Annotated in this window: 17 protein-coding genes; 3 read left to right on the forward strand and 14 right to left on the reverse strand. The window is 64.5% G+C overall.

What is annotated here, in order from left to right; genetic code table 11:
• Positions 1-38: 38 nt before the first annotated feature.
• From dxs to BMI91_RS17060, 9 genes are all read right to left on the reverse strand, one after another.
• Positions 39-1961 (reverse strand): 1-deoxy-D-xylulose-5-phosphate synthase, encoded by a 1923-nt coding sequence (gene dxs / locus BMI91_RS17020; protein ID WP_078606006.1) that lies wholly within the window; start codon positions 1959-1961, stop codon positions 39-41.
• Between the two features lie 19 nt (positions 1962-1980).
• The gene (locus BMI91_RS17025) at positions 1981-2847 is read right to left on the reverse strand and encodes a polyprenyl synthetase family protein (protein ID WP_078606007.1); all 867 of its coding nucleotides are present in this window, start codon (positions 2845-2847) and stop codon (positions 1981-1983) included.
• The gene (locus tag BMI91_RS17030; protein WP_078522293.1) at positions 2848-3084 is read right to left on the reverse strand and encodes an exodeoxyribonuclease VII small subunit; all 237 of its coding nucleotides are present in this window, start codon (positions 3082-3084) and stop codon (positions 2848-2850) included.
• A 125-nt stretch (positions 3085-3209) separates the two neighbouring features.
• Positions 3210-3605 carry a c-type cytochrome gene (locus BMI91_RS17035; protein ID WP_078522294.1) on the reverse strand — a complete coding sequence of 132 codons (396 nt, stop codon included), beginning with the start codon at positions 3603-3605 and terminating at the stop codon, positions 3210-3212.
• A gap of 349 nt (positions 3606-3954) precedes the next feature.
• The gene (locus BMI91_RS17040; protein WP_078551120.1) at positions 3955-4587 is read right to left on the reverse strand and encodes a queuosine precursor transporter; all 633 of its coding nucleotides are present in this window, start codon (positions 4585-4587) and stop codon (positions 3955-3957) included.
• Positions 4588-4674: 87 nt separating this feature from the next.
• A complete protein-coding gene (locus BMI91_RS17045; protein WP_078606008.1) occupies positions 4675-5604 on the reverse strand; it encodes an esterase-like activity of phytase family protein in 930 nt (309 codons plus the stop codon).
• Complete coding sequence (gene mepA, locus BMI91_RS17050; protein WP_078541653.1) at positions 5577-6473, reverse strand: penicillin-insensitive murein endopeptidase; 897 nt, start codon at positions 6471-6473, stop codon at positions 5577-5579. The genes BMI91_RS17045 and mepA overlap by 28 nt, the downstream gene beginning before the upstream one ends.
• Positions 6470-7825 carry an MFS transporter gene (locus BMI91_RS17055; protein WP_078606009.1) on the reverse strand — a complete coding sequence of 452 codons (1356 nt, stop codon included), beginning with the start codon at positions 7823-7825 and terminating at the stop codon, positions 6470-6472. The genes mepA and BMI91_RS17055 overlap by 4 nt, the downstream gene beginning before the upstream one ends.
• 103 nt (positions 7826-7928) lie before the next feature.
• Positions 7929-8462: an acyl-CoA thioesterase gene (locus tag BMI91_RS17060; protein WP_078606010.1), complete on the reverse strand. Its 534-nt coding sequence runs from the start codon at positions 8460-8462 to the stop codon at positions 7929-7931.
• 127 nt (positions 8463-8589) lie between these two features.
• Here BMI91_RS17060 and BMI91_RS17065 point away from each other — a divergent pair, with 127 nt between their 5' ends.
• Complete coding sequence (locus tag BMI91_RS17065; RefSeq protein WP_075775346.1) at positions 8590-8889, forward strand: YggT family protein; 300 nt, start codon at positions 8590-8592, stop codon at positions 8887-8889.
• Entirely contained in the window at positions 8889-10952 is a 2064-nt protein-coding gene (recQ, locus tag BMI91_RS17070; protein ID WP_078606011.1) for a DNA helicase RecQ, read from the forward strand. The genes BMI91_RS17065 and recQ overlap by 1 nt, the downstream gene beginning before the upstream one ends.
• Here recQ and BMI91_RS17075 read toward each other — a convergent pair.
• Together BMI91_RS17075 and BMI91_RS17080 are read right to left on the reverse strand one after the other, a co-directional pair.
• Positions 10949-13162: a response regulator gene (locus tag BMI91_RS17075; protein ID WP_078606012.1), complete on the reverse strand. Its 2214-nt coding sequence runs from the start codon at positions 13160-13162 to the stop codon at positions 10949-10951. The two genes, recQ and BMI91_RS17075, sit on opposite strands and share 4 nt — an antisense overlap.
• 143 nt (positions 13163-13305) lie before the next feature.
• Entirely contained in the window at positions 13306-14481 is a 1176-nt protein-coding gene (locus BMI91_RS17080) for an acetyl-CoA C-acyltransferase family protein (RefSeq protein WP_078550877.1), read from the reverse strand.
• Positions 14482-14644: 163 nt separating this feature from the next.
• Between BMI91_RS17080 and BMI91_RS17085 the strand changes: the two genes are divergently transcribed.
• Positions 14645-15517 (forward strand): MBL fold metallo-hydrolase, encoded by an 873-nt coding sequence (locus BMI91_RS17085; protein WP_078550876.1) that lies wholly within the window; start codon positions 14645-14647, stop codon positions 15515-15517.
• Between the two features lie 3 nt (positions 15518-15520).
• Here BMI91_RS17085 and BMI91_RS17090 read toward each other — a convergent pair whose 3' ends face one another.
• The 3 genes from BMI91_RS17090 to BMI91_RS17100 all read right to left on the reverse strand — a co-directional run bounded on the left by BMI91_RS17090 (position 15521) and on the right by BMI91_RS17100 (position 19135).
• The gene (locus tag BMI91_RS17090) at positions 15521-16255 is read right to left on the reverse strand and encodes a metallophosphoesterase family protein (protein WP_078606013.1); all 735 of its coding nucleotides are present in this window, start codon (positions 16253-16255) and stop codon (positions 15521-15523) included.
• Between the two features lie 68 nt (positions 16256-16323).
• Positions 16324-17919, reverse strand: a complete 1596-nt coding sequence (gene serA, locus BMI91_RS17095) for a phosphoglycerate dehydrogenase (protein WP_078550874.1) — start codon at positions 17917-17919, stop codon at positions 16324-16326.
• A gap of 70 nt (positions 17920-17989) precedes the next feature.
• On the reverse strand, positions 17990-19135 hold the full coding sequence (locus tag BMI91_RS17100; RefSeq protein ID WP_078606014.1) for a phosphoserine transaminase: 1146 nt from the start codon (positions 19133-19135) through the stop codon (positions 17990-17992).
• Positions 19136-19154 lie beyond the last annotated feature (19 nt).

Here is a 19154-nt window from a genome sequence, read left to right on the forward strand (position 1 = left end):
GACTTATGCAGCCGCCGCGAAAATAAGGATAACTTATCTCAGGCGCGTTTCGCGACCGCGACGCCCAGAAGCTCGAGCACCTTCGCCTCGATCTGCGGCGCATCCATGCCTGCCGAGTGATACATGTCCTCGGGCGAGGCGTGGTCGATGAACGTGTCGGGCAGGACCATCGAGCGGAACTTGAACCCGTGATCGAAGACGCCCTGCTCCGACAGATATTGCGCGACATGGCTGCCGAAGCCGCCGATCGCACCTTCCTCGATACAGATCAGCGCCTCGTGTCCGGCGACCAGACGGTCGATCAGATCGGTGTCGAGCGGTTTGACGAAACGTGCATCGGCGACAGTCGGCGCAAGGCCGCGGGCCTGCAGCGCCTCGCGCGCTTTCAGCACTTCGGCGAGACGGGTGCCATAGGACAAGATTGCGACGCGCGCGCCTTCCGCGATCATCCGGCCCTTGCCGATTTCCAGCGGCACACCTTCTTCGGGCATGTCGACGCCCATGCCTTCACCGCGCGGATAGCGGAAGGCGATCGGGCCGTCATCATATGCTGCGGCGGTGGCAACCATATGAACCAGCTCGGCCTCGTCGGCGGCGGCCATCACGACCATGCCGGGCAGGGACGACATGAAGCCCACATCGAACGAGCCCGCATGGGTCGCACCATCCGCGCCCACCAGACCGGCGCGGTCGATGGCGAAGCGCACGGGCAGGCGCTGGATTGCGACATCGTGGACGATCTGGTCGTAGCCGCGCTGCAGGAAGGTCGAGTAGATCGCGCAGAACGGTTTCATTCCCGAGGCGGCGAGACCGGCGGAGAAGGTGACGGCGTGCTGCTCGGCGATGCCCACGTCGAAGCAGCGGCGCGGATAGACGCCCGCGAATTGCTTCAGCCCCGTGCCATCGGGCATGGCGGCAGTGATGCCGACGATCTTCTCGTCTTTCGCGGCTTCCTTGATCAGGCTTTCGGCAAAGACCTTGGTGTAGCTCGGCGCGTTGGAGGGCGATTTCTTCTGCTCGCCGGTGCTGAGATCGAATTTCGCGGTGGCATGACCGCCATCGGGGCGGTTCTCGGCCGGGCCGTAGCCTTTGCCCTTTTTCGTCACCGCGTGGATCAGGACCGGACCGGTCGCGCGGGCCTTGAGCGTGCGCAGCAGCGGCAGCAACTGGTCGAGATCGTGGCCATCGACCGGGCCGACATAGGAGAAACCCAGCTCCTCGAACAGGGTGCCGCCCATGGCGATGCCCTTGAGCATTTCCTTCGCCCGGCGCGCGCCTTGCTGGAACGGAACGGGCAGCAGACCGACCGCGCCTTTGGCGGCGGATTTCAGGTCCTGCAGCGGGGCCTCGGAATAAAGCCGGGTGAGGTAGGACGACAGCGCGCCGACGGGCGGGGCGATCGACATCTCGTTGTCGTTGAGCACGACGAACATGCGTTTGCCCAAGTGGCCCGCGTGGTTCATCGCCTCGAAGGCCATGCCGCCCGACATCGCGCCGTCACCGATCACGGCGATCGCGTCGCCCGTTTCGGCGCCCAGCTCGCGGCCCATCGTGAAGCCGGTCGCGGCCGAAATCGAAGTGGAGCTATGGCCCGCGCCGAACGGATCGTAGGGCGACTCGGAGCGCTTGGTGAAGCCCGACAGCCCGCCCTTGGTGCGCAGCGTGCGGATGCGGTCGCGGCGCCCGGTCAGGATCTTGTGCGGGTAGCACTGGTGGCCCACGTCCCAGACGATCTTGTCGCGCGGCGCGTCGAACACGGCATGCAGCGCGACCGTCAACTCGACCACGCCCAGGCCCGCACCCAGATGCCCGCCGGTTTGCGACACGGCCGAGATGGTCTCGGCGCGCAATTCGGTGGCGAGCGTTTTCAGCTCGGGATCGGAAAGGCCTTTCAGATCGGACGGCAGTCGCACCTTGTCGAGGAGCGGCGTGGCCGTTTGGTCGTTCGGGTTATCGCTCATTGGCTGCCCCCTAGGCGCGCTACATCTCGCGGGAGATAACGAAACGCGCAGCGGCCCGCAAGTTTTCCGCTTCCTCGCCGTAAGGCGAAAGCGCGTCTATGGCTTGCTCGATCAGCTCGCCCTCCCGGAGCCGCGCGCCGGTGAGGCCGAGCAGCGAGACGAAGGTGGCTTTTCCGGCCTCGGCATCCTTGCCGACCCGTTTCCCGGCGGCCTTTTCGCAACCCGTCACATCTAGGATGTCATCGTGAATTTGAAAGGCCAGACCGACCGCATCGGCGAAATCGCTGAGGGGGCCCTCGTCCTCGCCCGCGAGGATCGCGCCGGTGCGAGACGCGAACGAGATCAGCGCCCCGGTCTTGCCCGCCTGCAGCGCGGTGATCTGGCTGAGCGAGAGCGGATCGGTGGCGCTTTCGGCGGCGATGTCGAGCGCCTGACCGTGGCCCATCCCAGCCGCGCCGGAGGCTTTCGCAAGCGCGAGGCTCAGCGCGATGCGCCGCTCTGCCGGGCCGAGGACGGGGTCGGCGCAAAGCTCAAACGCAAGCGTCTGCAACACGTCGCCGGTCAGCACGGCGGTGGCCTCGTCCCATTTCACGTGAACTGTCGGCTGGCCGCGGCGCAGATCGTCGTCATCCATGCAGGGCAGGTCGTCATGCACGAGGCTATAGGCGTGCAGCGCCTCGACCGCGGCTGCAGCGGGCATCACCTGCGCCTCCGGGATGCCGAAGATCGCGGCGCTTTCGATCGCGAGGAAGGCGCGCAGGCGTTTGCCGCCCTGCAGCGCGTAATGCATCGGGGCGCGCAGCGGCCCCTCGGGCTGGCGCGCCACGGCGGCATCGAGCGCGACCTGAACGGTCGTATGCACCTCTTTCAAACGGGAGGTGAACATTTACAGACCTTCGGCGGGGGTCGTGCCTTTCGGAGCGCCGTCGGCATTGAGCGTGATTTTCTCAACGCGCGCCTCGGCCTCTTTCAGAAGCTTGGCGCAATGCTCTTTCAGCTTGGCGCCGCGCTCATAGAGTTTGATCGACTCGTCCAGGGGCACGTCGCCATGTTCCAGTTTGCCCACGACTTCCTCGAGAGCCTTCATCGCCTCTTCGAAGCTCAACGCGTCAATATCGCTCATCAATCTGCATTCCCGGTGATATGTCGTCCAATAAGGCTCTGACGCCCGGGTTCCTGCAAACCATATCCGGCTCGCGGAGTCGAGATCACCCCGCGAGACCAGTGCTATCGTGAACGTCTTATCGCCTATTTCTGAAGCGACTCAAGATATGTCGCGAGTGAAAGGACGCGCCCGCGCGTGGCCAGAACGTCGGTGTAATACGGCGCACCGTGTCCGCCCTGTTCCATGAAGACATCGCCGAAGACCGGCATCGGCCCGCCATGCGCCCGCACGCCCGTGCGTCCGTCGATGATGTGGATCGCCTTGAGCATCGGGAACTCGCCGTCATTGGCGGCGGCAAGGCCGGTCAGATCGGCGGGTTTCACGTTCAGATATTCTGCCATCGGCCCGGTGCCCGTGCCATCGTCGCCATGACAGCTGGCGCAATATTGGCCGTAGAGAGCTTTGCCGACATCGCCGTCCTGAGCGATAGCCGGGGTCGCGGCGAGACAGGCCGCAGCGATGAGGTAAGTGAAGCGCATAGTGTCCTCCCACACAAGTTGACGCATAGGAAGGTTGGGCGCGAAATGAGGCCGAGTCGATGATCGACGTCAATGACGAAGGGCGCTCCTTTTTGCTAAGGAACGCCCCACGAAAAGGGCCATCTCTGTTCGAGATGGCCCTCCGAGATCTACGGAGATGGTCCGGTTAGGGTCCGAAGGATCCAGCCGTCCCAGTCAGGGTTCTTTGCCCCAGGGTTTGCCCTCAGGCCACGGCCCCCCTCACTGTCCCGACACCTCTCTCCACTATCACTCTAGACACTGGACCACCTCCTTTCATGCGTTGCCGTTATCCACAGCGTGCCACAGATTTTGTGTGTGGCAAGAAAAATTACGCAATCCTTGGAGAAAGTTTCGTAACAAGTGCCTTGAAAGGCAGCAGTGCGATCAAAGTCAGGGCAAGTTTGACAAGCCAGTCTGCGGTGGCCAGCGACACCCAGAGCGGCACCGTTGGCCCGAAGCCCAACAGGGGCAGGGTTTCATTGGCCCAGGACACGTCATTCGACGGCTCGAGGAAGATGAGCGCGCTCGAGAAGGCGACCGAGAAGAAGATCAGCGTGTCGAGCGACGCGCCGATCAGGGTCGAGATCGCAGGCGCGCGCCACCAGACACCATTGCGCAGCTTGTCGAAGACGAAGATGTCGGTCATCTGCGCCACGAGGAAGGCCGCGCCGGAGCCGAGCGCGATGCGCAGCGTGACGGCGGGATAGGTGTAGCCGTCGCCCTGCAGCATGATCTGGCTGCCGATGAGCGAGCAGATCACGCCCACGACGAAACCGGCGGCCACGACGCGGCGCGCGGCGCCCGGGCCGTAGACGCGGTTCATCACGTCATTGACGAGGAAGGCGAAGGGGTAGGTGAAGGCGCCCCAGGTCAGCCAGTCGCCGACGAGGAATTGCACCAGGATGTTCGAGGCCACGACGATAATGGCCATGGCAATGATGCCAGGAATATAGCGGGTCATGATGTTCAACCGTTTTTACATGGTAGCGGAGACATGGCCCGGAACCCTCCGGGCAAGGGCGCGCGATACGCGCTCGAACGCGTTGCGTCAATCCTTTTTGGCGGTGCGGCGCGTCTCAGGCAGGACGTATTCCACGATCTCGGTGCGCTGCAGGAACCGGAAATTATCGTCGGAAATCATCGTCAGACGGATCGCGCCACTGTCGTCGCGCCAGACCGCGAGGCCTTCGAGATTGTCGTGACGCCCGGCGCCGGTTTCCAGAAGAACCTCGCCGCCCGAGATCGAGTCGCCGTTGATGTCGAATACCTGAACGCGCGTCCGAAAGCCCAGTAGCCCCCAGAAGTCGCGCTCCAGCAGGTAGAAGCGGCCATCGGGGCCGAAATCCGCACCGACGGGTAGCCAGTTCTCGGAGCGCGGGATGGCGAAGGGTTGATCCCATTTGCCGTCGCGATAGCGCCAGACCGGGTAGGGCCTGTCTTTCGCGCCCGAGCGTTCGGGCATCGTGTAGAGAGTGCCCTGATCGTCGATCGCCAGCGCCTCGAGCGAGGAGTTGTTCTGCATCTTCGCAAAGGCATCCGGGCGCGGCAGCAATTCGGCCGGGCCGCCATCGGTCGGGAAATGCGACACCCGCGCCAGACCCTCGAAGGAGATATAGACCGAACCGTCCGGCGCCAGCGCCAAGCCTTCGCTGTCACCCAGATGACGGGTCAACGCCTCTCCCTTGGAGCTGTGCAGCCAGTTCGGCCCTTGGGTGACCCTCACGTCCTTGATCTGGCCAGCGGCGTCGCGATCGAGATGCCCGCGCCAGATCGTCGTGCGATCCGACTGGGTGACGAAATCGCCTCCGTCCGGTCCCAGCTCAAGCCCTGAAAACCCGCCGAAGACGAACACGCCCGGCATGGTCCAGTGATAGCTTTGCAGGAATTGCGCGCGGGGATGCGGCCCGGCGGGCGCGAGCCCTCCGAGAATGGCCAGCCCCGCACCTGCAATCAGCGCGAGGTAAGAACGGCGCGGCATTGGTTGGGCAGGTCCGACATGACGTAGGTTTTGGCGTTTTTCTTCGGCGGCCCTTTCGGCTTGGGCTTGGCCGCAGTCTTCGGCGGGTTGAGATAATCGGTCACCCACCAGTTCAGCGTGTCGTCACAGCCATCGCCTCCCTTCGACAGCTGCGCCACGGTCGGCTTCTGCGTCTCGCAATAGCGCGCACCGGGCGGGCATTTCAGGCGGACGTGGAAATGGGTGTTGTGGCCATACATCGGACGAATCTTCTGCAGCCATGCGCGATCGTTGCGCGGCACCGTGTTGCACATCGCGATCTTCACGGCTGCGGCGACGAAGATACGGTCGACGCGCGGATCGGCAGCGGCGTGGCGCATCAGCGCGAGGTGCTGCGGCGTCCAGTTGGAATTGGTGTGGCGCTGATCGGCGGTGCGCACCGAGATCGAGGAGATTTTCTCCCGCTGGGCTCGGCTGAGATTCAGGTTCGTCGCGGGCAGCATCCAGATATCGGCATCCAGTCCGATCTGGTGGCTCGCATGGCCGCCGGTCATCGGGCCGCCGCGCGGCTGGGAAATGTCACCGATATAGAGACCGTTCCAGCCCGGCAGCGACGCGGCGTAGCGCGACAGATCCTGCAGGTAGGTCAGCATCGCGGGCTGGCCCCAGTTACGGTTGCGCGACAGGCGCATCGCCTGCCATGTCGGGCCGCTCTCGGGCATGCGCTGGAGGCCTGCGGCGCAGCCACGCGAGTAAAACCCGATGGCCGAAGGCGCCTGCGCCGAAGCGCTCGCCTTGGAGCCGAAAAGTTGGCGGGCGAGCGGTTCGGCGAATGTGGGCGCAGAAATAAGGCTGAAAGAAAGAGCGGCGACGAGAAATTTCGCGATCATGATGAGGGGGGTCCTTCGGGCGCAGGGTCTCCGTGACTTCTCACGAATCCTAGCAGGACCAGCCCCAAAAGCAAAAGAACGATGATCGGTGTGATGCCCGTCGACTGATTTCCGCTTATCTGCGTCGTGATCCCGATGGCGAGCGGCGCGATGAAGGCCGTGGCCTTGCCCGAAAGCGCGTAGAGGCCGAAATGCTCGGTGATCTTTTCCGGGTCGGCCTGACGGACCATCATCGTGCGCGAGGCCGATTGCAGGGCGCCGCCGCAGGCTCCGATCATCCCGCCCAGCACCATGAAGGCGATGTCTGGCAGTTTGCTGTCGGGGGTGACGGCCATTCCGAAGACGCTTTCGCGCGAGATCATCACGATGCCGATCACGACCAGCGTCAGGATCACCAGCGAGGTGATGATGACCATGCGCGGCCCCCAGCGGTCATCGGCCTTGCCGCCGAGCCATGCGAAGGTCGCCCCGGTGATCGTGCCGAGGATGCCGAAGATGCCGATCAGCGTGATCGACCAGTTCAGCACGCCCGCCGCATAGAGCCCGCCGAAGGTGTAGATGCCGTTGAGCGCGTCGCGGTAGAACATCGAGCTGAGCAGGAAAGAGGTCAGCGAGCGCCGGCGCGGCAGCGCCTTCAGCGTCGCGCGCAGTTCCGGCCATGCGCCGCGCAGCGCCGTGCCGATGGGCAGCGCGTCGGGTTTGCGCGGCTCGCGCACCCAGAAGAAGAAGGGGATCATGAAGACCGCATACCAGATCGCGGTGAGCGGCCCGACCGCACGGGTATCCTCTCGCGTGGCGACGTCGAGACCGAAGAGCGGGTCGATCCCCAGCATCGTCTTCCCGGTCGTCGGGCTCGCCTGCAGCAGCAGAAGCATGATGAACAGCGTGATCATCCCACCGATATAGCCGAACGCCCAGCCCGAGCCGGAGATGCGCCCGATCTCTTCGCGGGGCCCGAGGTCAGGCAGGATCGCATTGGTGAAGGTGGTCGCGAATTCCATGCCGATCATGCCGATGGCGAAGCTGATCATGATCGCCATCAGCTTGAAATCGCCCGGCACCGCATACCACAGGCCCCATGCGCCCAGCACATACATCACCGAGAAGACCCAGATGAACGGCATCCGCCGTCCCGAGCGGTCCGCGACCGCACCGAGGAAGGGCGAGCCGAGCGCGATCAGGATCCCGGCGATGCCGACGCCATAGCCCCAGACGGTCTGCGCCGCCGTGCCCGAGCCCATCAGGTCTTTCACGAAGGGGGCGAAGATGAAGGTGACCAGCAGCGTGTTATAGGGTTGGCTCGCCCAGTCGAAGAACCACCAGCCCCAGATGCGTTTCTTCGCCGTGATCATGTCGCCCTCTCCCCGCCGCGCCAGTAATTGCGGCGATCAAGCCCGAAAAGGGACGATCTGGCAAGGGTTTCGACGGGTTAGGCAGGCCGCGCTGGCGGCAGTGTTACATCTGCGGCGGCCAGGGGCGCATGTGGTCGGCCTCGGCCCAGGCGGTCACGAATTCGGGAAGCGGCGGCGAGGTCGCGTCCTGCCCCATCTCGGCCAGAACCTGCGCGGGCGGGATCATACCTTTCTTGGAGGTCACCGCCCCGCGGATCAGCACATGCGAGGTGCAATCTCCGTCCTTCGTGAACATCGCATGTTCGAGCCAGATCCAGCGATCGTCCCAGCCGAGGCAGCGCGAGCGCATCTCGAATTTCTGGAAGGCCTGCACGCGGCGGCGATACCGCGTGGTGTTCCCGGCGACCACGATGCCCCATTTGTTGCGCTTGAGCGCGTCCCAGAGCCCGGTGCGGATCGCGAGCGGAATCCGCCCCAGATCGAAAAGCGTCAGCGTGCGCCCGTTGTTGAGCTCCATCCACAGGTCGATGTCCCACGGCCAGCAGATATGCTGGCTGACATGGGTGCCCGTGATCGGCAACGCCGGGGCGTTGCGGAACTTCACGATCTCTTTGGCCATGCGGATAACGGGATACATGCGCCAAGAGGTGCTGCGCCGCAGCGGGGCGGTCAAGAGAGACGTTACGGAAAATGCGCGCCAGCCTGCGGTTGCAATGGGGCTACGCCTCGCTTACCTGTCTTTGCGATCCAAAGCGGAGGTTTCGATGGTCACGCTCTTTCAGGCCCTGGTGCTGATCCTGAACGTCATCTGGTTCGTCATGATCGCCCATATCATCATGAGCTGGCTTATCAATTTTCAGGTGCTGAACCTGCGCCAACCCTTGGTGGCGCAAATCTGGTTCGGGCTGAATAACCTGCTGGAGCCGATCTACGGGCGCATCCGGCGCTTCCTGCCCGATACGGGCGGGCTCGATCTGGCGCCGCTGGTGGCCTTCATCATCCTGATCATCATCCGTCAGGCGCTGTTCAACAACGCGGCCTTCTTCTACGGCAACAGCTTCTGATGCCAGCGGCTGCGGCAGCCGAGGCACCCGCAGAGCTACTGGCGCGGGTCTGGGGGTTCGACGCCTTCCGGCCCGGTCAGGAAGAGATCGTGCGCGCGGTGATCGACGGTCGGAACGTGCTGGCGATCATGCCGACGGGTGGCGGGAAATCCTTATGTTATCAATTGCCTGCGCTGGCGCGCGAGGGCGTGACGGTGGTGATCTCGCCGCTGATCGCCCTGATGCGCGATCAGGTCCGCGCGCTACGGCAGGCAGGTGTCGAGGCGGGCGCGCTGACCTCGGGCAATACCGAGGAGGAGACCGAAGAGGTCTTCACCGCGATCGACGAGGGTCGGCTGAAGCTTCTCTACATGGCGCCCGAACGTCTGGCCTCGGGCGGGGCGCAGCACTTGCTGAAGCGGGCGGGCGTCAGTCTGATCGCGGTGGACGAGGCGCATTGCGTTAGCCAATGGGGCCATGATTTCCGCCCCGATTACCTGCGCATCGGCGAGCTGCGCCGCAGCCTCGGCGTGCCGCTCGCGGCCTTCACCGCGACCGCCGACGAAGAAACCCGCACCGAGATCGTCACGCGCCTGTTCGACGGGCAGCCCCCCGAGAGCTTCCTGCGCGGCTTCGACCGTCCGAATATTCATCTGGCGTTCTCACCCAAGGATCAGCCGCGCCAACAGATTTTGCGTTTCGCCTCGGCGCGCAAAGGGCAGTCGGGCATCGTCTATTGCGGCACGAGGGCGAAGACCGAGGCTCTGGCCAAGGCGCTGAGCGAGGCCGGGCATCTGGCCTGTCACTATCACGGCGGGATGGAGGCCGATGACCGCCGCGCTGTGGAGACCCGTTTCCAGCAGGAAGACGGGCTGATCGTGGTCGCGACGGTGGCCTTCGGGATGGGCGTCGACAAGCCCGATATCCGCTGGGTCGCCCATGCCGATCTGCCCAAAAGCATCGAGGCTTACTATCAGGAGATCGGCCGCGCCGGTCGCGATGGCGCTGCCGCCGAGACGCTAACGCTTTACGGGCCCGACGACATCAAGCTGCGGCGGTCCCAGATCGACGAGGGGCTCGCCCCGCCCGAGCGCAAGGAGGCCGATCACGGACGTCTCAATGCGCTTCTGGGTCTGGCCGAGGCGACCGAATGCCGCCGGGTGAAGCTGCTGCGCTATTTCGGCGAAGAGGCCGCGCCCTGCGGCCATTGCGATCTGTGCGATACGCCGCCCGAGCTGTTCGACGGGACCGAGGCCGTGCGCAAGGCGCTGTCGGCTGCGCTGCGCTCGGAAGAACGCTTCGGCGCGGGACATCTGATCGAGATCCTGCTGGGCTCGCAGACCGACAAGATCAAGCAATGGGGCCATGACAAGCTGCCGACCTACGGGGTCGGGCGCGATCTGAGCCGTCCGCAATGGCAGGCGGTGTTCCGGCAGATGATGGGGCATGACCTGATCCGGCCCGACGCTGCGCGGCACGGCGCGCTGGTGATGACCCAGACCGCCCATCCGATCCTGCGCGGCGAGCAGTCGATCACCCTGCGCCGCGATCTGGTGGCGAAGGCGAAGACCAAACATGTGGTGCGGACGCTGGTGAGCGACGACGACGCGCCGCTCCTGTCGGCGCTGAAGGCGAAGCGGCGCGCGCTGGCCGAGGCGCAGGGCGTGCCCGCCTATGTCGTTTTCACCGACCGAACCCTGATCGAGATGGCCGAGAAACGCCCCGGAACGCTCGACGAGATGGCCGGGATCAGCGGTGTCGGTGCCAAGAAGCTGGAAAGCTATGGCGCGGAGTTTCTGGAGGTGATCGCGGGCGCGGTGGAAGAGATGCACCCGCTGCGCCGCAAGCTGGCAGGTTCGACCGAGGGGGAGATATACGACCGTCTGGCCGATGCGCAGCGAAATCTCGAACGCGGCGCGGATGGCTATGATCGCCCGCTCTCCTGTTCGGCCTCGACGATCCGCAAGATCGCCGAGACGAAGCCGCGCTCGCGCGATGACCTCGCCCGGATTTCGAACCTGCCCGAGGCGAAGCTCGACCGCTTTGCGGAGGCGTTTCTGGCGGTGTTGGCCGACTACCGCTAAGCGGGTTGGTCGATAGCGGGCGGGCGCGAATCTGCGGGGCGGTCCGACAGGATGCGTTCGGTAATCTCACGCTTTTTCAGCGGCTTGGTCAGGTAATGATCAATCCCGGCGGCGAGGATGCCCTCGCTGTCGCCCTCCATCGCATGGGCGGTAAGCGCGCAGATCGGCACGTGGTCGGCCCCTTCCGCGGCCCGGATTTTGCGCGCCGCCTCGCGCCCGTCCATGCCGGGCATCGAGATGTCCATGAAGATCAGATCGGGCTGGAAGCTGCGCCACAGCGCGACCGCCTCATGGCCGTTATTGGCGAAGCGCAGATCGATATCGAGATCTTTCACCATCTTGGAAAAGACCAGCTGATTGGTGCGGTTATCCTCGGCGGCGAGGACGCGCATCGCGCGCCGCTCGGTCAGGTCTGGCGGCGGGCAAGGGGGCGGTGGATCAGGCGTGGCATCGGCGGCCCGCGACAGGTCCTGCAATGCGCGGAACAGCTCCGAGCGCAGCACCGGTTTTTGCAGGCAGCCGGTGATACCCTCGGCCATCGCGGCCTTCGCAGCCTCCGGGTCGGAGCTGAGCAGCAGGATCGGCACGTCACCACCATCCGCCCGCAGCCTCTGCGCCAGTGCTACCCCGTCGAGCGCGGGCATTTGGTGATCGGTCAGTATCACGTCGAAGGCGCTGCCATCCTCGATCACCTGCAACGCCTCCTCGCCGGAGCGGCACAGCGTCACCTCCAGCCCGTAGGTCTGCAACTGCCGTTCCAGAATGACGCGATTGACCAGAAGGTCGTCGACCACCAGCGCCGCGCGCAGCGTGATCGGCGGGGAGGGGGCGTCGATCGGCTCGATCGGTTCGGCGCGGGGCAGCACGATCTTCAGGCCAAAGCACGAGCCTTCGCCAAGCGCGCTGTCCACCCAGACCTCGCCGCCCATCAGCTCCACCAGTTGGCGGGTGATCGCGAGACCGAGGCCTGTGCCTTCGAATTTGCGATTGGTCTCGGCCTCGACCTGATTGAACTCGCCGAAGACGTGATCAAGCAGCTCGGGCGCGATGCCGATGCCGGTGTCTTCGACGGTGATATGCAGCTCGTAGTGACCGGGCTCGCGTTCGACCCCCACGACGCGGGCGAGGACGTGACCGGCATCGGTGAATTTCACCGCATTGCCCAGAAGGTTGGTCAGGATCTGTCGCATCCGCCCGGGATCGGCCTCGAACCGGGTGGGCAGGAACAGGTCGTAATCCACCAGCAGCTTCACCTCGCGGTCCTTGGCGGAGGGCTGCAACAGCACCATGACCTCGTGCAGGCACCGCTCCAGATCGAAGGGCTCGGGGTAAAGCCGCATCCGCTCCGCCTCGATCTTCGAGTAATCCAGCACGTCGTTGATGATGGTCAGAAGCGCCTCGCCCGACGACCGGATGGTCTCAGCGAACAGGCGCTGTTCCTCGGTCAGATCGGTCTCGGCCAGCAGGTCTGCCATGCCCACGACGCCGTTCATCGGGGTGCGGATCTCGTGGCTCATATTGGCGAGGAAGGCGGATTTCGCGCGGTTCGCCGCCTCCGCCCGGTCGCGGGCCTCGCGCAGTTCGACCTCGCGCGCAACGGCGCCGGTGATGTCCTGCGCAAAGGTGACCAGATCGCCCTGCGCGCCCCATGTGTCGTTGAGCCGGAACCAGCGGCCATCCTGCGTGCGCAGCTCCATCGGGGGGATGTCGGTGCGGCGGATGCGTTCGCACATCTCGAAATGCCAATCGAGCGGGTCGCGCCCCTGCAGGTCGAAGAAGCCGCTTTCTGCCGCGATGCGCGTCACCTCGTCATAGGAGACGCCGGGGCCGATCGCGATTTCCCCTTCGAAGAAGGCCAGAAACAGTTCGTTGGCGGCGACGAGGCGCAGGTCGCTGTCGAACACCGCGAAGCCGTCCGAGATCGAATTGACCGCATGCCAGAGCCGCGCCTGCGCGATCTGGGCGAGCGAATTGGCCCGCTCGAGATCGTCGCGCACGCGGCTGTTTTCGCCCAGCAGGGTTTCGCGTTCGCTGAGCGCACGGGCAAGACCTTCGCGCTGCTCCACCACCTGATCGGAGAGCATGCGCGCGTGCTGGGCCAGCTTCTGGTTGGCGGCGAAGAGCTCCTGGCGCTTCTGCTCCAACAGCTTTTCCGCCGCGAGCCGTCCGCGGCGTTCCTGTGCCAGTTTCTCTGCGATCGCCTTGTGCATGGACGCGGCAAAGCCCCCCTTATGGTCCGGGAGGCAGAGTTGCAGTGCTGCGTGAAATGCGGGTTAACCGCGATGAGGGGCGGGCGAGAAAATCCTTAAATTGTTATGGATTGCCCGCTCGCTTGACCCTCAAAGATCGGGTCTCAGAGACGCTCGATCGAGAGCGCGATGCCTTGGCCGCCGCCGATGCACATGGTGACGAGGCCGTGCTTGCCGCCGGTGCGCTCCAGCGCGTGCAGCGCCTTCACGATCAGGATCGCGCCGGTGGCGCCGACCGGGTGACCCAGCGCGATCGCGCCGCCGTCGGGGTTCACCTTCGACGCATCCAGACCCAGCTCGCGCGAGACGGCCAGCGCCTGCGAGGCGAAGGCTTCGTTGCTTTCGATCCAGTCGAAATCCGAGGCTTGCATGCCGGTCTTTTCCAGCAGCGCGCGCACGGCGGGGATCGGCCCGAGGCCCATCACCTCGGGGCGCACGCCCGCGATGGCGTAGCCGGTGATCTTGGCGCGCGGGGTCAGGCCCGCCTCTTTCGCGGCCTCTTCGCGGGCCAGAACCAGTGCCGCCGCACCGTCATTGATGCCCGAGGCGTTGCCCGCGGTGACCGAGCCGTCCTTCTGGAAAACCGGCTTGAGCGAGCCGAGCTTTTCGAGGCTCGTCTGCTTCGGGTGCTCGTCGGTGTCGAAGACGGTCGTGCCCTTGCGCGTGGTGATCTCGACGGGGGCGATCTCTTCCTTGAAGTGACCCTCGGAGATCGCTTTCGCCGCGCGCTCCTGGCTTTCCATCGCGAAGGCGTCCTGCTCTTCGCGCGAAATCGAACACTCGGCGGCCACGTTCTCGGCGGTCACGCCCATATGGCCGGTGCCGAAGGGGCACGAGAGCGCGCCGGTCATCATGTCGAGCATCTTCGCGTCGCCCATCTTCTGACCGAAGCGGGCGGCGGGCAGGATATAGGGCGATTTACTCATCACCTCGGCGCCGCCGGCCAGTGCGAAATCGGCATCGCCCATCATCAGCATCTGCGCCGCCGAGATGACCGCCTGCACGCCGGAGCCGCAAAGGCGGTTCACGTTCATCGCGGGCGTGCCGACCGGGACGCCTGCATTCACCGCCGCCACGCGGCTGAGATACATGTCGCGCGGTTCGGTGTTGATGATATGGCCGAAGACCACCTGACCGATCTTGTCCGCCGACACGCCCGCCCGCGAGATCGCCTCTTTCGAGACATGGGTGGCGAGGTCGATCGGCGCGAAGCCGGACAGCGTGCCGCCGAACGTGCCGATAGGCGTGCGGGTGCCGGAGAGAATGACGATACCGGTCATGGGTAGCCTCCAATGTTTGGGTCGGCGCGAGGGTAGCGAATGGGCTGAACCCGCGCCAGCAGGGCCACGCGGTTATGACGAGACGTCATTTGGCCGGGCGGTGGGTTGAAACTCTCGGCCAAGAGGACACATTCTAGAAAGCGAATATGACTAGGAGGCCGACATGACTGCCAACCCGATCGTCAAAGGGTTCTGGGATAAACCCACCGGAAGCTGGCAATACGTCTTTCACGACCCCGATACGATGAAGGGGGCCGTGGTCGATCCGGTCTGGGATTACGACCATCAGGCGGGTGCCACGACGCTGGGCAACGCCGAGAAAATTCTCGATTACGTCAAGGCCGAGGGGATCGACGTGGAGTGGGTGCTCGATACGCATCCCCATGCCGACCACTTTTCTTCCGCCGTCTGGCTGGCCGAGAAGCTGGGTGCGAAGCGCGGCATCGGCGAGCGCGTGCGCAAGGTGCAAAGCCTCTGGGCCGAGATCTACAACACGCCCGAGCTGCCGCAGGACGGGCGGCAATGGGATCACCTGTTCGCCGAGGGCGAGACGTTCAGGATCGGCAATCTCGATGTGAAGGTGATGTTGTCGACCGGGCATACGCTGGCCTCGATCACCTATGTCGTGGGCGATGCGGCCTTCGTGCATGATACGCTGATGCAGCCCGAAAGCGGCACGAGCCGGGCGGATTTCCCGGGCGGCTCTGCGGCCGAGCTGTGGGATTCGATCCGGGCGATCCTCGATCTGCCCGCCGAGACGCGGCTGTTCATCGGGCACGACTATCCCGGCGAGGGCAAGGAGCCGCAGACCGGCGCGACCGTGGCTGATCACCGCAAGCGCAACAAGCACGTCAAGGACGGCATCACCCGCGAGGAGTACATCAAGACGCGTGAAGAGCGTGATGCGACCCTGCCGCTGCCGAAACTGATGCTGGCTGCGTTGCAGGTGAATATCCGCGGCGGGCGCAAGCCCGAGGCCGAGGGGGACGGGCGGTCTTACCTGAAAATCCCGCTCGACTATTTCGAGCCGCGGTAACGCTCAGCCGCGCGGCAGTTCGGCCCGGCCCTCGGGCGTGAGTAACCACGCGTCGCGGCCTTCGATGACTGCTGTCGAGAGCGGGTGGCCATAGCCCGCGCCGGAATCGAGATTGAGGCGGTTACCGTAATGGGTGGCCGCCTTGATGTTTGTATGGCCGTGCACGATCAGCGCCCCGTGGTCGCGGCTGTCGGTCAGGAAGGGTTTGCGGATCCACAGAAGGTCATCCTCCACCTGATCCTCCATCGCCACGCCGGGGCGAATGCCCGCATGAACGAAGATCGCCTCGCCGCGAGGGAAATAGGCGGGCTGTCCCGCGAGCCAGTCGCGATGGGCCTGCGGGATGGCGGATAGCTCCTTTGCGACCTCGTCGAGGGGGCGGGTGAACGCGTCGGAGATGCCGTAGCTTTCCAGCGTCGCCTCGCCGCCGACGCGCGGATTGAGATAGGAGACCTCCGCGCTCAGGATCGGATCTTCGGTATAGGGATCGTCGAGGAAACCGAGGAACATCCGGTCGTGATTGCCGCGCAGCACGATCCAGTTCTCGCCGTTTTGCTGACCTTTCATCAGGTAGTCGATCACCCCGGCAGAATCCGGCCCGCGATCGACCAGATCGCCGACATGCACGATCGGGGCCTCTGTCTCGCCGCAGGCCGCGCGATCCGCTGCGATCAGCTCATGCGCGTGCTTGAGCTTGTCGAGATGTCCGTGAATGTCGCCGATCGCATAGGTGCGCATGCCTGTCCCTTCCAATGAAAAGGCCCCCCGCGCGCGGCGGAGGGCCCGGATTCAACCGTTCAGCTAGATCAGCCGAGGACGAATTCCAGCGGTTTGACCTGCTTGAAGCCACCCGAGGTTTTCAGCGCGTCGACCACGTCCTGGCCGACGGCCTCGTCGACATAGGCGATCGCGATCGCTTCGCCGCCCTGCTTGGAGCGACCGAGGGTGAAGTTCGCGAGGTTCACGCCCTTCTCGCCGAGGATCGTGCCGAGTTTGCCGATGATGCCGGGCACGTCGTCGTTGGTGGTGTAGAGCATGTGCTCGCCCACTTCGGCGTCGATGTTGATGCCCTTGATCTGGATGAAGCGCGGCTTGCCATCCGAGAACACGGTGCCCGCGATCGAGCGTTCCTTGCTTTCCGAGACGACGGTGACCTTGATGTAGCCCTCGAAGATACCGGTCTGGTCCTGAGAGGTGGTCGAGATCTGGATGCCGCGCTCTTTCGCGATGACCGGGGCGGAGACCATGTTCACGTCCGGCTGGCTGGCTTTCAGGATGCCCGAAACCACGGCGGCGTCGAGCGCCTTGAGGTTCATCTCGGACGCCACACCGTCGAAGGTGATGTTGATCGCCTTGATCGCATCCTCGGTCATCTGACCGATGAAGCCGCCGAGGTGCTGCGCGAGTTTCACCCACGGGCCCATGACTTTCGCCTCTTCGGCGGTCATCGAGGGCATGTTGAGCGCATTCTCGACCGCACCGTCCAGCAGGTAGTTCGACATCTGCTCTGCGACTTGCAGGGCGACGTTTTCCTGCGCTTCGGTGGTCGAGGCGCCGAGGTGCGGCGTGCAGACCACGTTCGGCAGGCCGAACAGGACGTTGTCGGTCGCCGGTTCCTCGGCGAAGACGTCGAAGGCCGCGCCCGCGACATGGCCCGACTTGATGAGATCGGCCAGCGCCTGCTCGTCCACCAGACCGCCACGCGCACAGTTGATGATGCGCACACCGGGCTTGGTCTTCTGCAGGTTCTCTTTCGAGAGGATGTTGCGGGTCGAATCCGTCAGCGGCACGTGCAGCGTGATGAAATCGGCGCGACGCAGCAGCTCGTCCAGCTCGACCTTCTCGACGCCCATGTTGGCCGCCTTCTCTTCGCTCAGGAAGGGGTCATAGGCCACGACCTTCATCTTCAGGCCGCGCGCACGGTCGCAGACGATGCCACCGATATTGCCCGCACCGATCACGCCGAGGGTCTTGGCGGTCAGCTCGACCCCCATGAATTTCGACTTCTCCCATTTGCCAGCCTGCGTCGAGGCATCGGCTTCGGGGATCTGGCGCGCGACCGCGAACATCATCGCGATGGCGTGCTCGGCGGTGGTGATCATGTTGCCGAAGGGCGTGTTCATCACGATCACGCCTTTCTTGCTCGAGGCTTCCTTGTCGACATTGTCGGTGCCGATACCGGCGCGGCCGACGACTTTCAGGTTGGTCGCGTTTTCGAGCAGTTTCGCCGTGACCTTGGTGGCCGAGCGGATGGCGAGACCGTCATACTTGCCGATCACCTCGGCGAGCTTTTCCTTGTCCTTGCCGAGCGAGGGCTCGAAATCGACCTCGATGCCACGGTCGCGGAAGATCTGGACGGCGGTTTCCGAGAGTTTATCGGAGACGAGAACCTTGGGGGCCATTTTCTGGGCTCCTTGAATTTTCAGAATATCGGGAAAGGACGGGCCCGGAGGCCCGCCAATCTGTCACGGATCACGCTTGCGCGGCGATCTCGGCCTCGAAGGCGTATTCGACCCAAGGCATCAGTGCCTCGACATCCGCCGTCTCGACGGTCGAGCCGCACCAGATGCGCAGACCGGCCGGGGCGTCGCGATAGGCGCCGAGATCGAGGCCCACGCCTTCGGCTTCGAGCCGCTTGGCGACGGCCTTGGCGAAGGCTGCGCCATCCTTGATGCGATCGTCGGTGAACTTCACGCAGACCGAGGTGGTCGACGCGGTCGCCGGATCATTGGCGAGGTTCGCGATCCACGGCTTTTCAGCGCAGAAATCCCACACGACTTTCGCGTTGGCATCGGCGCGGTCGATCAGGCCTTTCAGCCCGCCCACCGATTTCGCCCAGTTCAGCGACACGAGGTAATCTTCGACGCAGAGCATCGAGGGGGTGTTGATCGTCTCACCCTTGAAGATACCCTCATTCAGCTTGCCGCCCTTGGTCATGCGGAAGATCTTCGGCAGCGGCCAAGCGGGGGAGTAGTTTTCCAGACGCTCGACAGCGCGGGGCGACAGGATCAGCACGCCGTGACCGCCTTCGCCGCCCAGCACTTTCTGCCAGGAGAAGGTGGTGACATCGAGCTTGTCCCACGGCAGGTCCATCGCGAAAGCGGCCGAGGTGGCGTCGCAGATGGTCAGGCCTTCACGGTCCGCCGGGATCGCATCGCCATTGGGGACGCGCACGCCCGAGGTGGTGCCGTTCCACGTGAAAACCACGTCGGTGTTGAAGTCGATGGTGGAGAAATCGACGATGTCGCCATAGTCGGCGGTTTTCGTCTCGGCCTCGATCTTGAGCTGCTTGACCACGTCGGTCACCCAGCCCGCGCCGAAGCTTTCCCAAGCGACCATCGTCGCCTTGCGCTCGCCCAACAGCGACCACATCGCCATTTCGACGGCGCCGGTGTCGGAGGCGGGCACGATACCGATGCGGTAATCGGCGGGCACGCCCAGAATTTCGCGGGTGGTGTCGATCGCCTCTTTCAGCTTCGCCTTGCCGATAGCGGCACGGTGCGAACGGCCCAGCGGCGCGTCATTGAGCATTTCGAGGGAGAAACCGGGAATCTTCGTGCAGGGGCCCGAAGAAAAACGCGGGTTTGCCGGCCGCGTAGCCGGAGCTTGAATAGCCATTGCTGGTATCCTTCCAGAT

Origin of the sequence: Thioclava sediminum (genome assembly GCF_002020355.1) — a bacterium.
Lineage (GTDB): Bacteria > Pseudomonadota > Alphaproteobacteria > Rhodobacterales > Rhodobacteraceae > Thioclava > Thioclava sediminum.

Excerpts from the sequence above, each read along its gene's own strand:
- dxs (WP_078606006.1), bottom strand. The coding sequence starts at position 1,961 with ATGAGCGATAACCCGAACGACCAAACGGCCACGCCGCTCCTCGACAAG.
- BMI91_RS17025 (WP_078606007.1), bottom strand. The coding sequence starts at position 2,847 with ATGTTCACCTCCCGTTTGAAAGAGGTGCATACGACCGTTCAGGTCGCG.
- BMI91_RS17030 (WP_078522293.1), bottom strand. The coding sequence starts at position 3,084 with ATGAGCGATATTGACGCGTTGAGCTTCGAAGAGGCGATGAAGGCTCTC.
- BMI91_RS17035 (WP_078522294.1), bottom strand. The coding sequence starts at position 3,605 with ATGCGCTTCACTTACCTCATCGCTGCGGCCTGTCTCGCCGCGACCCCG.
- BMI91_RS17040 (WP_078551120.1), bottom strand. The coding sequence starts at position 4,587 with ATGACCCGCTATATTCCTGGCATCATTGCCATGGCCATTATCGTCGTG.
- BMI91_RS17045 (WP_078606008.1), bottom strand. The coding sequence starts at position 5,604 with ATGCCGCGCCGTTCTTACCTCGCGCTGATTGCAGGTGCGGGGCTGGCC.
- mepA (WP_078541653.1), bottom strand. The coding sequence starts at position 6,473 with ATGATCGCGAAATTTCTCGTCGCCGCTCTTTCTTTCAGCCTTATTTCT.
- BMI91_RS17055 (WP_078606009.1), bottom strand. The coding sequence starts at position 7,825 with ATGATCACGGCGAAGAAACGCATCTGGGGCTGGTGGTTCTTCGACTGG.
- BMI91_RS17060 (WP_078606010.1), bottom strand. The coding sequence starts at position 8,462 with ATGTATCCCGTTATCCGCATGGCCAAAGAGATCGTGAAGTTCCGCAAC.
- BMI91_RS17065 (WP_075775346.1), top strand. The coding sequence starts at position 8,590 with ATGGTCACGCTCTTTCAGGCCCTGGTGCTGATCCTGAACGTCATCTGG.
- recQ (WP_078606011.1), top strand. The coding sequence starts at position 8,889 with ATGCCAGCGGCTGCGGCAGCCGAGGCACCCGCAGAGCTACTGGCGCGG.
- BMI91_RS17075 (WP_078606012.1), bottom strand. The coding sequence starts at position 13,162 with ATGCACAAGGCGATCGCAGAGAAACTGGCACAGGAACGCCGCGGACGG.
- BMI91_RS17080 (WP_078550877.1), bottom strand. The coding sequence starts at position 14,481 with ATGACCGGTATCGTCATTCTCTCCGGCACCCGCACGCCTATCGGCACG.
- BMI91_RS17085 (WP_078550876.1), top strand. The coding sequence starts at position 14,645 with ATGACTGCCAACCCGATCGTCAAAGGGTTCTGGGATAAACCCACCGGA.
- BMI91_RS17090 (WP_078606013.1), bottom strand. The coding sequence starts at position 16,255 with ATGCGCACCTATGCGATCGGCGACATTCACGGACATCTCGACAAGCTC.
- serA (WP_078550874.1), bottom strand. The coding sequence starts at position 17,919 with ATGGCCCCCAAGGTTCTCGTCTCCGATAAACTCTCGGAAACCGCCGTC.
- BMI91_RS17100 (WP_078606014.1), bottom strand. The coding sequence starts at position 19,135 with ATGGCTATTCAAGCTCCGGCTACGCGGCCGGCAAACCCGCGTTTTTCT.